We start from the raw sequence: 13,722 nt of genomic DNA on the forward strand, positions 1-13,722 counted from the left end.
GGACGCGACCTGGAGTCTGAACCCCACGGCAGGCGGGCCCTACTTGGGGATGTTCGACTTCAATAGCGCCGCCAACTGGACACCGGCAACGGTTCCGACCGGCACCGCCACATTCGGAGTGACGAACAGCTCAAACGTGGGGTTCTTGGAGCAGAACACCAGCGTCGGTGGCTGGACTTTCAATGCCGGGGCCTCCGCTTATACGTTCAACGTTGGCACATACTTCGGGAGTCAATTACTTACGTTCAATGGCGCCGGCATTGTGAGCAACGGTGGCAGCGCAACCATCTTTAACGAGGGCGGCTTCGCGGCCGTATCCACAACACAATTCCTCAACGCGAGCACGGCCGGCAGCGCCACGATCTACAATAGCGGCATTCTCTTGTTCTCCGACAGCAGCTCGGCTGGAAGCGCTACCATCGTCAACGACAACCTTACCCAGACCGCAACACGGTTCTCCAACACGAGCACAGCCGGCAATGCCGCCATCACCAATAACTGGAGTCTCCAGTTCGGCGACAGCAGCACGGCCGGCAATGCCAGGATCCTCAACAACGCCCTGCTCGATTTCTTCAACGCGAGCACGGCCGGCAACGCCAGAATTACCGACAACGGCAATCTGGTCTTCCACGACACCAGCACGGCCGGCAATGCCAGCATCCTCAACACCGGCGAAACCAATTTCCTCAACGCGAGCACGGCTGGCAATGCCGCGATCATCAACAATCTCAATTTGACGTTCGCGAATTCGAGCACGGCCGGCAACGCCACCATCACGACCAACGATGGTGGCACGACTTCCATTCAAGACACGGCCAGCGGCGGCACCGCGCGCTTCATCCTGAACGGGACAGGTGCGCTCGACATTTCGGGCCTCACGACAGGCGGCACCACGGCCGGGTCGATCGAAGGGGGCGGCACCATCCGGCTCGGCGCCAATACCCTGACGGTCGGCGGCAATGACCTCTCGACGACATTCTCCGGCGTTATCACCCCGGTTTCCGGCGTATTCAGTGGGAACGGCGGGCTGATCAAGGTCGGCACCGGCACGCTGACCCTGACCGGAACCAACACGTATACGGGCGGAACGACCTTTGCATCAGGCACGCTCTCTGTTTCGGGGGATGCCAATCTCGGGGGCCGAACGGGACGATTGATTTTCGATGGCGGCACGCTGGAGGTCAGCGGCGCCGGTTTCACCGCGTCCCGTGCGGTCCAGATCGGAAGCAACGGCGGGACGGCGCAGGTCGACACCGGCTCGCTCACACTATCCGGCGTGATCGCGGACCTTGGCGGCGCAACGGGTGCCGTCACCAAAACCGGCAACGGCACGCTGGTGCTGTCGGGGAACAACACCTACAGCGGCGGCACCATCATCAATGCTGGCATGGTGCAACTGTCCGGCGCCGGCGCGCTGGGCGCGACGAGCGGAACGACGACCGTCAATGGTGGCGGAACGCTCGATCTCGGCGGCACCACGCAGACGCAGGCGGCACTGAAGCTTGCCGGCGGCACGTTGCAGAACGGCTCGCTCAACGGCGCCATCACCTCGACAGGCGGCGCGATCAACGGCCTCGGCGGTGCTGCGAGCCTCGACGCGACCGCCGGCACGACCCTCGTGCTCGGCACCAACACCTATACCGGCGGCACGACAGTGACCAACGCGACGCTGACGGTGAACGGCTCGCTCAGCGATCCGACCATCGGGGCCGGTGGCCTGCTCAACGGCACCGGCTCGGTCGGCGACACGATGATCCAGAGCGCCGGCACCTTCGCGCCAGGCTCCGGCACGCCGGGCACGTCGACGACGGTGAACGGCAATCTCGCATTCCAGTCCGGCGCGTATTATGTCGTGGCGGTCAATCCTTCGACCGCATCCTCCGCCAATGTCACGGGCAGCGCGACGCTCGGCGGTGCCACCGTCAATGCGGCGTTCGCCAACGGCAGCTATATCTCGAAGCAATATACCATCCTGAGCGCGGGCAGCGTCAGCGGCACCTTCGGCGCGCTGACCAACACGAACCTGCCGGCAAATTTCAGCGACACGCTGAGCTACGACGCCGGCCACGCCTACCTCAATCTCACGCTGAACTTCACGCCGCCACCGCCAGGCCCGACCGCACCGAACTTCGGCAGGGGCCTGAACCTCAATCAGCAGCCCGTCGCCAACGCGCTGGTCAACTCCTTCAACACGACAGGCGGCATCCCGATGGTCTACGGCACGCTGACGCCGGCAGGCCTGACGCAGGCCTCTGGTGAACTGGCGACCGGCTCGCAGCAGACCACCTTCGATGCCACGAACCTGTTCCTGGGGCTGCTGACCGATCCGCTCATGAATCGGAACGGGGGAATTGCTGCGGCGCCCGGCATATCGGGCTATGCGGAGGAGGGCGACACAAGCGCCTATGCCGCCACACGCACGACCAACGCGTTCGCGATGTTCACCAAGGCGCCGCCGGTCCCGTTCGTGCCGCGCTGGAGTGTATGGGCGGAGGGCTATGGCGGCTCGCGGTCGACCAACGGCAACGCCATTGTCGGATCGAACGATACCACCAGCAGCGTGTACGGCACCGTGGTCGGTGCCGACTATCTGTTTTCGCCGAACACGATCGCGGGCTTCGCGCTCGCTGGCGGCGGCACCAACTTCTCGGTCGTCAACAGCGGCAGCGGCCGATCCGATCTGTTCCAGGCCGGCGCCTATCTCCGCCATACCGAAGGTGCGGCCTACATCTCCGCGGCATTGGCTTATGGCTGGCAGGACATCACCACCAACCGCATCGTCACGGTCGCCGGCATCGACCAACTCCGCGCCGAGTTCAATGCCAACACCTATTCAGGCAGGCTTGAAGGTGGCTATCGTTTCGTCGCACCATGGACCGGCGGCATCGGCATCACGCCCTATGCCGCCGGCCAGTTCACGACCTTCGATCTGCCTGGCTATGCCGAGCAGGCCGTCGTCGGCTCACCGGCCTTCGTGCTCGATTATGCCGGCAAGAGCGTCACGGATGTCCGCAGCGAACTCGGCATTCGCACCGACAAGTCGTTTGCGATGGCCGACGGCGTGCTGACGCTGCGCACGCGGTTCGCCTGGGCGCATGACTATGATCCGGACCGGTCGATCGCCGCGACCTTCCAGGCGCTGCCCGGCGCGAGTTTCGTCGTCAACGGCGCGGCGCAGGCCTCCGACTCCGCGCTGACCACGGCGTCGATCGACATGAAATGGCGCAACGGCTGGTCGGCTGCGGCGACGTTCGAAGGCGAATTCTCAGATGTCACCGCTTCCTACGCCGGCAAGGGGGTGGTGCGCTATACGTGGTGAAGGCAGGAATGCCGGAGAAAATCTCCGTCGTCGCGGGCGCAAATAGGGCAACAAACCCACTGCAAAACCGCCGTCTCGCGAAGCGTCCGTTGTTATTTTCCCTGAGATATCGACGACTTAGCCCGAAATCGCCATTTTCTTGATGTGCCCGACCATTCCGGGCACGGAAGGAAGATGTGTCATGCGACAGGTCCAGTCATTGCTCCGCAACGCGCCCGCCAGGATCGGCCGCCGCATTGCGCAGATCGTCGCGATCGCGGCCGCCAGCCTGCCGCAGGCCGGCGCCTAGTTTTCCACCGCAGCGAAGCGCCGCAGTCACGCGCGCCGAATTAACTCAACACCATTTAGCGTTAGTGCTAAAGCGGTACTCCCGGCTCTTCCGGTCCAGCAGGGAGGGTTCCATGTCACGCTTCGTCGTTCATTTCATGAAGGACGTGCTCGGCGGCAATGGCCGCGAGCGCGAGGTCTGCCAGGGTGCGCTCGAGATCGACGCCGTGAGCGAAGGCCAGGCAGGCGAGATGGCCAAGGTCAAATTCTGTCAGGAACAATCGCTGTGCGATTGGTCACTGCATGCCGACCGCATCCGGATCGAAGCAGCCGACTTGCACGTGAGCTGATACGTCAAAAGCCCCGTCCCGATGGCATCGGGACGGGGCTTTTGATTTCGTTTGACGCGTTTTCCTTGCTCGAAAACGCTTTGGCCGATTACTCCGGCAGGATGCGCACCGCGCCCTTGGCGGCGCTGCTCGCGAAGGCCGCATAGGCCTTCAGCGCGGTCGAGACGGCGCGCTTGCGCGGCGCGGCCGGCTTCCACGCCGCGTTGCCCTTGGCTTCCATCGCCGCGCGGCGGCGCTTCAGTTCGGCATCATCGACCTTGAGGTTGACCTTGCGGTTCGGGATGTCGAACTCGATCACATCGCCTTCCTCGACGAGGCCGATCAGGCCGCCTTCGGCGGCTTCCGGCGAGACGTGGCCGATCGACAGGCCGGACGATCCGCCGGAGAAGCGGCCGTCGGTGATCAGTGCGCAGGCCTTTCCGAGCCCCTTCGACTTCAGATAGCTGGTCGGGTAGAGCATCTCCTGCATGCCCGGGCCGCCGCGCGGACCTTCGTAGCGGATCAGCACGACATCGCCCGCCTTCACCTTGTTGGTGAGGATGGCGTCGACCGATGCGTCCTGGCTCTCGAAGATGCGGGCCGGACCGGAGAACTTCAGGATGCTCTGGTCGACGCCGGCGGTCTTCACGATGCAGCCGTCTTCGGCGAGGTTGCCGAACAGCACGGCGAGGCCGCCGTCCTTGGAATAGGCATGCGCGGCGTCGCGGATGACGCCGGCTTCGCGGTCGGCGTCGACTTCATCGAAGCGGCTGTTCTGGCTGAAAGCCTCCTGGGTCGGCACGTTGCCCGGTGCGGCGCAGTAGAAGTTGCGCACCTTGTCGCTCGACGTCCGCACCACGTCCCAGCGGTTCAGCGCGTCGTCCAGCGTCGCGGCGTGCACGGTCGGGCCGTCTGTCGTGAGCAGCCTGGCGCGGTCGAGCTCGCCGAGGATCGCCATGATGCCGCCGGCGTGATGCACGTCCTCCATGTGGACGTCCTGCACCGAGGGCGCGACCTTGCAGAGCACCGGCACCTTGCGTGAGAGACGATCGATGTCGGCCATCGTGAACGGCACTTCGCCCTCGCGCGCGGCGGCGAGCAGATGCAGCACGGTGTTGGTCGAGCCGCCCATCGCGATGTCGAGCGTCATCGCGTTCTCGAACGATTTGAAGTTTGCGATGTTGCGCGGCAGCACCTTGGCGTCGTCCTGCTCGTAGTAGCGGCGGGCGAGATCGACGATCAGATGGCCGGCTTCGACGAACAGGCTCTTGCGGTCGGCATGGGTCGCCAGCACCGAGCCGTTGCCGGGCAGCGCGAGGCCGAGGGCCTCGGTCAGGCAGTTCATCGAATTCGCGGTGAACATGCCGGAGCAGGAGCCGCAGGTCGGGCAGGCCGAGCGCTCGATCACCTCGACCTCTTCGTCCGACACGTTGGAGTCGGCAGCCGCAACCATCGCGTCGATCAGGTCGACCGCCCGCTTCTTGCCCTTGAGCAGGATCTTGCCCGATTCCATCGGACCACCCGAAACGAACACGGTCGGGATGTTGAGGCGCAGCGTCGCCATCAGCATGCCGGGGGTGATCTTGTCGCAGTTGGAGATGCAGACCATCGCGTCGGCGCAATGCGCATTGACCATGTACTCGACGCTGTCGGCGATCAGTTCGCGCGAGGGCAGGCTGTAGAGCATGCCGTCATGGCCCATTGCGATGCCGTCGTCGACCGCGATGGTGTTGAACTCCTTGGCGACGCCGCCGGCCTTCTCGATCTCGCGTGCGACGAGCTGGCCAAGGTTCTGGAGATGCACATGTCCGGGCACGAACTGGGTGAAGGAATTGACCACCGCGATGATCGGCTTGCCGAAATCCTCGTTCTTCATGCCGGTGGCGCGCCAGAGGCCGCGAGCACCCGCCATGTTGCGGCCGTGGGTGGTTGTGCGGGAGCGATAGGCGGGCATCGTAAATCCTTGGGCTATGGCCATTTTTTAAGGGAGATGGCAGCCCTTATGCCTGCCCGTCGATGCGGATTCAAGCGCGGAACCGCATGGCTGGATCGCGCTATTTGACTTCGATCCCGGCAGCGCCGGCGAGGGCAAGCGGAAGACGGGGCGCCGCTGGTTTAGCGGAGCCCTCCTGGCCCGATCTTCTCAGACGCTCAATCCTCGAACCTGAACCTGAACGCGTCGCCATGCCGGACCACGCGGCCTGCCGTCGGAGCAGGGAAGTGCCCCGTCAGCAAATAGCTCGGTGTATCAGCCAACTCCTCCAGCAGCGTCACGCGGGTGGCGAGCGCTGCTGCGGGATCGATGTCGGCGGCATTGGACAGCCAAGGCTCCGCGCACTGGATCGGATGATGGATTACATCGCCGGACATCACGGCATGAGCGCCGCCGCCGTCGAGATGGATCTGCATGTTGCCGGCGGTGTGGCCCGGCGCCGGCGCAAAGCGCAAGCCCGCATCGCGGTCATCGAACAGCAGGTGATTGGTCTCGACGAATTCGGCCTGTCCGGCCGCGACGATCGGTAGCACGGAGTCCTCGAACGAGCCGTGATTGACCGGTGTCGGCGGGCTCGCGCGGTGCGCGGCCTCCCAGTGCCGGAACTCGGCGCGTCCCATCAGATAGCGCGCCTTCGGAAAGGTCGGCACCCAGCGCCCGTTGAGCAGCCGCGTGTTCCAGCCGACGTGGTCAACATGGAGATGCGTGCACATCACGAAGTCGACCTGCTCGGGTCGCACGCCCAGCGCGGCCATGTTTTCCAGATAGGGTTGGTTGAGATTGTCCCACACCGGCACGCGCGGACGTGGCTTGTGATTGCCGCAGCAGGTATCGACGACAGCGGTCCAGCGCGGCGTACGTACCAGATAGGAGTGGTGGCTCAGGATGAAGCGGCCGGTCTCCGGCTCGATATAGCGGTGATCGAGCCAGCTTCGGTTCGCGGCGATGACCTCGTCGGTGACGTTGGCGAACAGCCATGTCTTGTCGAAGGCGAGCGCGGCGGTTTCGACCAGCCGGTCGATCCGCATGCTGCCGATGGTGATCTGGCGCATGCCGTGCTCAGTTCTTGATGAGGTCGCCGAACGGCACCCAGCGCGTGCCGTCGTAGCGGATCAGTTGCAGGCTGGTCATCGGCGTATAGTGCTCCGGCGAATTGCTGACCACCGTGCCGTTGATCAGCATCGGTAGATGCAGATCCCTCATGCTGGTCGCCTGCTTCATCACATTGGCACGGGTCACGTCGTTGCCGGAGGCCTTCAGCACCGCGACCAGCGTCTGTGCGATGGTGTAGCCGTAGACATTGAGCCAGTCGCTCTTATTGGCATCAGGCAAATACTTGTCCATGAAGGCGGCCCATTGCTTGTAGCCGGAATCGTCCTTCAGCGTCGGGTCGGTCGAATCCTTCAGGTACTGGCTCGAGATCACGCCGGTGGAATTGTCGCGGCCGGCGGGTTCGAGCACGCCGCTGATCGAGGCCGAGACATTGGAGATGATGGTGGTGGGCTTCCACCCGATCTCGCCGATCTTGCGGATCGCCTGCGCCGCGAATTTCGGTGTCGCCGCGACCAGCACCACGTCGGCGCCGCTGCTCCTGAGCAGCAATATCTGCGTGTCGACGGTGGGCGATGACGTCTCATACGGCGCGCGCGCCACGATGGCCTCGGTGCTGCCGAGGCCTTCCTCCAGCGCCTTCAGATAGTCCTTGCCGAGGTCGTCGTTCTGGTAGAGCACACCGACCTTGGCGTTCGGATGGCTCGCCTTGATGTATTTGGCGTAGGCGATCGCCTCGTCGCGATAGGTCGGCTGCCAGCCGACGGTCCACGGAAAATTCTTCGGATCGTCCCACTTCGCCGCACCCGAGCCGAGGAAGAGCTGCGGCACCTTCCTGTCGTTGAGATATTTGTGCACGGCGCTGTTGGTCGGCGTGCCGACGCCGCCGAAGATCAACAGCACCTCGTCGCTCTCGACCAGGCGGCGTGTCTGCTCCACCGTCTTCGGCGGGCTGTAAGCGTCGTCGGCGATCATCATCTGGATGCGCCGGCCGTTGACGCCGCCCTCGTCATTCACCTTGCGGAAATAGGCCTCCGCGGATTTCGCGATCTGCGCGAAAGCGGAGACAGGACCGGAGAGCGGCGCGGTGGTTCCGATCTTGATCGTCTTGTCATCGGCGCCCGCGTCGTATTTCGCGCTCTCGGCTCGCGCGGCACCTGCGGCGATGAGCGGCAGCAGGACAAGGGCCGCGCGCAAATGAGAGCGGACGAGGTGCGCCATGACGTGATCTCCCCAGATTGCTCTCCGCCTCTTCGGGGCGGAGTTGAAACGCGAGTACTTCGCCTTGCCGGCTGCGGATCGCGACCCGCCCTAGAGCAAACGAACGATCGTTCGTACGATTGACTAGCGAACGATCGTTCGTTAGTCAAGGCGCCATGGCTTCCACATCCAGCGCGGCCGAGGCGGTCGCAACATCCACCCGTGAGCGCATCCTCAGCGAAGCGCTCAGCCTGTTCGCGCAGAGCGGCTATGGCGGGGCCTCGATGCGCGAGCTCGCGCGCCGCGTCGGCATCCGCGAGAGCAGCCTCTACAATCATTTTCCCGGCAAGGCCGCGATCCTCGAAGCGATCGTCAGCGAGCACGGCCCGGCGAGTTCGGCCGACCGGCTCGAGGAGCCGCGCTACCGGCAGCTGGCACGGCGGCCGACCGCGTTCTGCCGCCAGTTCGCGCTCGATCTCGTCGAACAATGGTCCGATCCGCGCGAGCATCAGTTCCAGAAGGTCATCACCGCCGAACGCAACCGTGTGCCCGGCATTCGCGCCAAGTTCGCCGACCATTTCTATGCGCGCGAACAAAGCCTGATGACGGACTACTTCCGCGGCTTCGCGCTGGCCGGATTGATCTCGACCTCGGATCCGCGCGAGGCGGCGCGGCTGTTCGCGGCCGGCCTGATCTATGTCAGGCTCGAACATTATGTGATGGGCGCGGAGGCCTCGCCGCGGTCGAAGGTGATCGAGGCGATCGACCGCTATCTCGCGTTCTTCCTGTCGCTGATTGCGGCCAGGGACGCAGACATCTCGGACAACAAACAACGAAAAAAGGGAGAGACGCGTGGCAAGACTGCCTCTGATTGATCCGGAGACCACCAGCGGAGACATCCGCTCCGCGTTCGACCGCATGCCGGTCAAGCTCAACATCTTCCGCATGATGGCCCATGCCGAGGCCAATGCGATTCCGCTGATGCGGCTCGGCAATTCGATCCTGCACAAGCAGAAACTGTCAGCGGTCAACCGCGAGCTCTTGATCCTGCAAGCCGCGCAGCTCGAGGGCGGCGCCTATGAGTGGCGCCAGCACGTGCCGATCGCGCTCGGCGTCGGCGTGACGCAAGCGCAGATCGATGCGGTCGAGCGCAGCCATTACGACGATGCCGCGCTCAACACCGCCGAACGCGCGCTGCTCGGCTTCGGCCGCGAGGTGGTCGAGAAAGTGCGCGTCGGTGACGCGGCATTCGCCGGTGTTCGCAAGCATTTCAGCGAGCAGGAGATCGTCGAGGCGATCGTGACGCTCGGGTTCTACATGATGATGGCGCGGCTGACCGAGGCGACCGAGACCGATCTCGATCCGGCCGCCGGCATGGCGGTCTATGAGGGCGGCAAGAAGCGGGGTTGATGGGATGTCGGAGACTTCGCAAGAGGCCAAGCCTGAGCGCTACGTCCGTCCCTTGAGTGCGGAATCGTCGGGCTCGGCGCCGGGCAGGGGACGCCTCAACGGCCGCCGCATCCTGGTGGTCGGCGGCGGCCAGCGCGTGTTCGATGCCGCGACCGATCCGATCGGCAACGGCCGCGCCATGAGCCTGCTGTTCGCACGCGAGGGCGCGCAGGTCGCGGTCGCCGACCTCAACCGCGCCTCCGCCGACGACACGGTCGCGCGGATCGCGGCCGACGGCGGCCGAGGTTTTTCGATCGCCGCTGATGTCACCAGGGAGGCCGACGTCATCAGGATGATTGATGAGGCGCATCAAGGCATGGGTGGGCTCGACGGCATGGTGCTGAACATCGGCACCTTCGGCAAGACCGGGCTCGACAATGTCAGCGCCGAGGAGTGGAACCGGATCTACGACGTCAACGTCCGCGGCCCGATGCTGTGCTGCCGCGCCGCGTTGCCGAAATTCGACGACGGCGGCTCGATCGTCTTCATCTCCTCGATCGCGGCGCTGAAGGCAGGATCGCAGATGGCGGTGTACGATTCCTCCAAGGCGGCGCTCGGCGGCCTGATGCGCAACATCGCGCATACCGGTGCGCGGCGCGGCATCCGCGCCAATTTGGTCTATCCCGGGCTGGTCGACACGCCGAACGGCCGCGAGGCCGGCGCCGGCCGGCCGTCGCGCGGCAAGAGCCAGGTCCCGTTCGGCCGCCAGGCGACGGCGTGGGAGATCGCCTATGCCGTGCTGTTCTTCATGTCGGACGAAAGCGTCTATGTCACAGCACAGACGCTGGCGGTGGATAGCGGGCTGAGCGGGATGTAGCGGGGACTGCTGCACCTCTCGCCGCAGGCGGCGCGAGGTGAAGCGCATCGCTACTCGGCGGCGATGCTGGTCGGAATCGGAAGCGCCACCTTCGGGCCCGTCTTTGCTGCACGGCGGCTCTTCTTGCCGAAGCGGCTGCCGGCCAGCAGCGCGGCGGCGGCGCGCAGTTGCTCGCGCAGCCATTGATTGGTGGTGTCGCCCTCGGCGGTGGCATGCCAATAGAGATAATTGACGTGCGGGCTGATCGGGAACGGGCAGGGGAAGCACTGCAGCAGCCCGGGGTCCTCCAGCACGGAAGCTGCGCTTTCCGACGCCGTCAGCAGCATGCTGCTGCGGCTCACGACGTGGCAGGCGGTCGCGAAATTCTGGCAGGTCAGGCGAACGGTGCGCGTCAGGCCGAGGCGCTGGAACTGGAAGTCCTCGAACGACAGGCCGCTGCGCCGCGACGTCACGCAGACATGCTCCATGCGCAGATAAGCCTTCTTGTCGAGCCGCGTGCCGAGCTCGGGATGGCCGCGGCGGGCGAACACCGCGATATGCTCGGTCAGGATCTGCTCGCGCCGCACCTCGGTCGAGAGCGGCAACAGCGTGTCGATCGCGACGTCGAGCGTGCCGGCGGCAAGCTCACGCTCCAGGTTGTTGCGCTCGCTGCGCACGGTGGCGATCTCGACCAGCGGCGCGAGGCTGCTGATCCGGTTGATCAGCGCGCTCAGAATCGGCGCCTCCAGATTGTTGCGCAGGCCGATCACGAACCGCTTCGGCGTCCTGGCCGGATCGAAGCGGTTGGTGTGGGTCAGCGTCGTCTCGAGGCCGTTGAGCGCCTGGCGCACCGTGGTGATGATCTGGCGCGCCAGCGGGGTCGGCGTCATCACGTGATGGCGGCGCACGAACAGCGGATCGTTGAACATCGCGCGCAGCCGGCTCAGCGCATGGCTCACCGCGGGCTGCGTCAGGTTGAGGCGGAAGCAGGCGCGGCTGACGCCGCCCTCGGAATAGATCGCGTCGAACACCACGAACAGGTTCAGATCGATATCGCGCACATGCATGGAAATAATCAATCCGTATCCGTCGAATGCATTTGACGAATATCAGTCGGCACTCTTAAAGTCTCAAGCAAAATAATACCTGGAGGAAACGATGAGCGTGCAATCGCCATCGCGCGGCGTTGCTGTCCCTGCGGCATCATCTCGCTCGGGCTCAATGTTCGCAAAGCCGAGCCAGGAGCAGATCGTGCTCCTGATCACGATCGCGCTGCTGGTGGTGTTCGGCCTGACGCTGAACGGCTTTGCCACCGTCTCCAATCTGCTCAATCTATTGCGCAGTATTTCCATCCTCGGCGTGCTCGGCCTCGGCATGGGGCTGATCGTGATCAGTCGCGGCATCGACCTCTCCGAGGTCGCTATCATGGCCGGTTCCTGGGCGATCGCGTTGATCTACATGCAGAACGGCATGCCCGTTTTCACGGCGGTACTGCTGGCGCTGGCAATCGCGGTGCTGATCGGCGTCGTGAACGGCGTGATGGTCGCCTTCGTCGAGGCGCCGGCGCTGTTCGTGACGCTGGCCGCCGGCTTCGTGATCTATGGCCTCGCATTCTGGATCGCGCCGGCCTGGGTGGTCTACGCGCCAAAGGACGCGCCGGGCCTGATGTATCTCGGCGCCGGACGGCTGTTCGGCATCCCGGTTCCAATCCTGGTGTTCGCGATCGCGGCGATCGCGATGCACCTGTTCCTGTCGCGCACCTCGGTCGGCCGCTTCATCTATGCGCAGGGCGACAATCCGGAGGCGGCGCGGCTGACCGGCATTCCGCTGCGGCCGCTGATCGTGCTCGAGCACGTGCTGGTTGCGCTGCTCGCCTGGATTGCAGGCCTGGTCTGGGTCGGCACCACGGGCAGCATGCAGATGGCGATCACGCAGGGGACCATGATCTTCGACGTCGTGCTGGTCGTCGTGATCGGCGGCATCAGCCTGATCGGCGGCCGCGGCAGCGTGTTCAGCGTCGTGGTCGGCTGCATCCTGATCGGCACGCTGCTCAACGCCTTCACCATCATGGACGTCAACAGCGAGGTGCAGAACATCATCAAGGGCGTGGTGCTGCTGGCGGCGATCGTGCTCGACAACTGGCTGCATCCCCGCGACGAGGAGACCGCGCGGCAAGGCGACTGAAACGAGTGTCCCCGCGCCAAAATCAATCATAACAAATCCAAATCAATCAAAAGAATTTCTTGTGGAGGAGACGATGAAGACGACGAAGTTCTGGACGATCCTGCTCGCCGGAGTGGCGGTTGCCGCCATGCCGTTCGCGGCATCGGCGCAGGATGAAGGCACCAAGGCCGGGCGCGAATTGCGCGCCGCCTACGACAAGTCGCTGCAGGGCAAGACCATCGCCTATCTGCCGATCGCGCTCGGCGTGCCGTTGTCGGACGAATGGGGCCGCGTGGTGCAGGAAGAGGCCGAGTGGCGCGGCATGAAATATGTCGTGCGCGATCCCAACAACAATCCGTCCGCCATGCAGCAGGCGCTGACCGCGCTGGTCGACCAGAAGCCCGACGTCCTGATCGTGCAGAACCCAAGCGTGACGCTGCTGATGAAGGATCTCAAGCGCGCCGAGGCCCAGGGCACGCATGTGATCCAGGTCAACATGGCCTCGAACTACAAGTCCGGCGCCTTCGTCGGCGTCGACTGGCGCGAGATCGGCAGGATGCTCGCCAACGAAGCCGTCAAGGCCTGCGGCACAGGCTCCGGCAAGTCAGGCAAGGTGCAGATCGTGCAGGGCGAATTGACCGCGGCTGCCAGCGTCGACCAGGTCGGCGCCATCATGGATGTCCTGAACAAGGACCCGAACATCAAGGTGGTGTCGAACCAGGCGGCGAACTGGGACGCCAACACCGCGCTCAACATCACCGCGACCGTGATCCAGCAGCATCCCGATCTCTGCGCCTCGATCGGCTTCTGGGGCATCATGGAGTCGGGGGCCGCGCAAGCGATCCGCAACGCCGGCAAGATCGACGACGTCAAGGTGTTCGCCTCGGGCGAGGGCTCGCAGCTCGATTGCGACCAGGTCACATCGGGCAATTTCAGCAAGTTCCTCAGCTACAAGGCGACCGAGCAGGGCCACGATCTGATGTTCGCGGCCGAAACCCTGCTGATGTCCGGCGACAAGCCCGGCACGAAGAACCTGTCTTACTACACGCGGCCGATCTGGATCGATAAGTCGAACGCCTCGCTCGGCGGCACCTGTTTCGCGCTACCCAAGAAAAACTAACAAGGCGCGGGGCAGCCGGCGCGGGGGGCATTCCCG

12 protein-coding genes are annotated in these 13,722 nt (G+C 64.5%); 7 read left to right on the top strand and 5 right to left on the bottom strand.

All coding sequences use genetic code 11. The annotated features are described in order from the left end of the window. Positions 1–39: 39 nt before the first annotated feature. Complete coding sequence (locus CK489_RS42335; RefSeq protein ID WP_245350477.1) at positions 40–183, bottom strand: hypothetical protein; 144 nt, start codon at positions 181–183, stop codon at positions 40–42. A gap of 79 nt (positions 184–262) precedes the next feature. On the opposite strand from CK489_RS42335, the gene CK489_RS22720 reads away from it, so the two are divergent. Then, positions 263–3,319 carry an autotransporter outer membrane beta-barrel domain-containing protein gene (locus tag CK489_RS22720; RefSeq protein ID WP_245350478.1) on the top strand — a complete coding sequence of 1,019 codons (3,057 nt, stop codon included), beginning with the start codon at positions 263–265 and terminating at the stop codon, positions 3,317–3,319. Between the two features lie 401 nt (positions 3,320–3,720). Next, complete coding sequence (locus tag CK489_RS22725; protein ID WP_050627797.1) at positions 3,721–3,936, top strand: hypothetical protein; 216 nt, start codon at positions 3,721–3,723, stop codon at positions 3,934–3,936. An 88-nt stretch (positions 3,937–4,024) separates the two neighbouring features. Here CK489_RS22725 and ilvD read toward each other — a convergent pair whose 3' ends face one another. From ilvD to CK489_RS22740, 3 genes are all read right to left on the bottom strand, one after another. Then, the gene (gene ilvD, locus CK489_RS22730; RefSeq protein ID WP_050627798.1) at positions 4,025–5,869 is read right to left on the bottom strand and encodes a dihydroxy-acid dehydratase; all 1,845 of its coding nucleotides are present in this window, start codon (positions 5,867–5,869) and stop codon (positions 4,025–4,027) included. A 197-nt stretch (positions 5,870–6,066) separates the two neighbouring features. Next, the gene (locus CK489_RS22735) at positions 6,067–6,960 is read right to left on the bottom strand and encodes an MBL fold metallo-hydrolase (protein ID WP_095733873.1); all 894 of its coding nucleotides are present in this window, start codon (positions 6,958–6,960) and stop codon (positions 6,067–6,069) included. 7 nt (positions 6,961–6,967) lie between these two features. Further along, a complete protein-coding gene (locus CK489_RS22740; protein WP_095733874.1) occupies positions 6,968–8,179 on the bottom strand; it encodes an ABC transporter substrate-binding protein in 1,212 nt (403 codons plus the stop codon). A 155-nt stretch (positions 8,180–8,334) separates the two neighbouring features. On the opposite strand from CK489_RS22740, the gene CK489_RS22745 reads away from it, so the two are divergent. The 3 genes from CK489_RS22745 to CK489_RS22755 are packed head-to-tail and all read left to right on the top strand — an operon-like array spanning position 8,335 to position 10,424. After that, complete coding sequence (locus CK489_RS22745; RefSeq protein WP_050627801.1) at positions 8,335–9,033, top strand: TetR/AcrR family transcriptional regulator; 699 nt, start codon at positions 8,335–8,337, stop codon at positions 9,031–9,033. After that, the gene (locus CK489_RS22750) at positions 9,011–9,568 is read left to right on the top strand and encodes a carboxymuconolactone decarboxylase family protein (protein ID WP_050627932.1); all 558 of its coding nucleotides are present in this window, start codon (positions 9,011–9,013) and stop codon (positions 9,566–9,568) included. The genes CK489_RS22745 and CK489_RS22750 overlap by 23 nt, the downstream gene beginning before the upstream one ends. Positions 9,569–9,572: 4 nt before the next feature. Next, on the top strand, positions 9,573–10,424 hold the full coding sequence (locus tag CK489_RS22755) for an SDR family NAD(P)-dependent oxidoreductase (protein WP_095733875.1): 852 nt from the start codon (positions 9,573–9,575) through the stop codon (positions 10,422–10,424). Between the two features lie 50 nt (positions 10,425–10,474). Here the strand turns inward: CK489_RS22755 and CK489_RS22760 are convergent, their stop codons facing one another. Then, positions 10,475–11,482: a LysR family transcriptional regulator gene (locus CK489_RS22760; protein WP_245350479.1), complete on the bottom strand. Its 1,008-nt coding sequence runs from the start codon at positions 11,480–11,482 to the stop codon at positions 10,475–10,477. Positions 11,483–11,561: 79 nt separating this feature from the next. Here CK489_RS22760 and CK489_RS22765 point away from each other — a divergent pair, with 79 nt between their 5' ends. Together CK489_RS22765 and CK489_RS22770 are read left to right on the top strand one after the other, a co-directional pair. Beyond that, positions 11,562–12,587: an ABC transporter permease gene (locus CK489_RS22765; RefSeq protein WP_244486084.1), complete on the top strand. Its 1,026-nt coding sequence runs from the start codon at positions 11,562–11,564 to the stop codon at positions 12,585–12,587. 73 nt (positions 12,588–12,660) lie between these two features. Continuing rightward, on the top strand, positions 12,661–13,686 hold the full coding sequence (locus CK489_RS22770) for a sugar ABC transporter substrate-binding protein (protein ID WP_143278204.1): 1,026 nt from the start codon (positions 12,661–12,663) through the stop codon (positions 13,684–13,686). Positions 13,687–13,722: the final 36 nt, after the last annotated feature.

This window comes from Bradyrhizobium sp. UFLA03-84, assembly GCF_002289535.1.
In the GTDB taxonomy this organism is placed as follows: Bacteria; Pseudomonadota; Alphaproteobacteria; order Rhizobiales; family Xanthobacteraceae; genus Bradyrhizobium; species Bradyrhizobium viridifuturi.

What these genes read in the sequence shown, in the direction of transcription:
- CK489_RS22725 (WP_050627797.1), top strand. Translation starts at nt 3,721, where the DNA reads ATGTCACGCTTCGTCGTTCATTTCATGAAGGACGTGCTCGGCGGCAAT.
- ilvD (WP_050627798.1), bottom strand. Translation starts at nt 5,869, where the DNA reads ATGCCCGCCTATCGCTCCCGCACAACCACCCACGGCCGCAACATGGCG.
- CK489_RS22735 (WP_095733873.1), bottom strand. Translation starts at nt 6,960, where the DNA reads ATGCGCCAGATCACCATCGGCAGCATGCGGATCGACCGGCTGGTCGAA.
- CK489_RS22740 (WP_095733874.1), bottom strand. Translation starts at nt 8,179, where the DNA reads ATGGCGCACCTCGTCCGCTCTCATTTGCGCGCGGCCCTTGTCCTGCTG.
- CK489_RS22745 (WP_050627801.1), top strand. Translation starts at nt 8,335, where the DNA reads ATGGCTTCCACATCCAGCGCGGCCGAGGCGGTCGCAACATCCACCCGT.
- CK489_RS22755 (WP_095733875.1), top strand. Translation starts at nt 9,573, where the DNA reads ATGTCGGAGACTTCGCAAGAGGCCAAGCCTGAGCGCTACGTCCGTCCC.
- CK489_RS22765 (WP_244486084.1), top strand. Translation starts at nt 11,562, where the DNA reads ATGAGCGTGCAATCGCCATCGCGCGGCGTTGCTGTCCCTGCGGCATCA.
- CK489_RS22770 (WP_143278204.1), top strand. Translation starts at nt 12,661, where the DNA reads ATGAAGACGACGAAGTTCTGGACGATCCTGCTCGCCGGAGTGGCGGTT.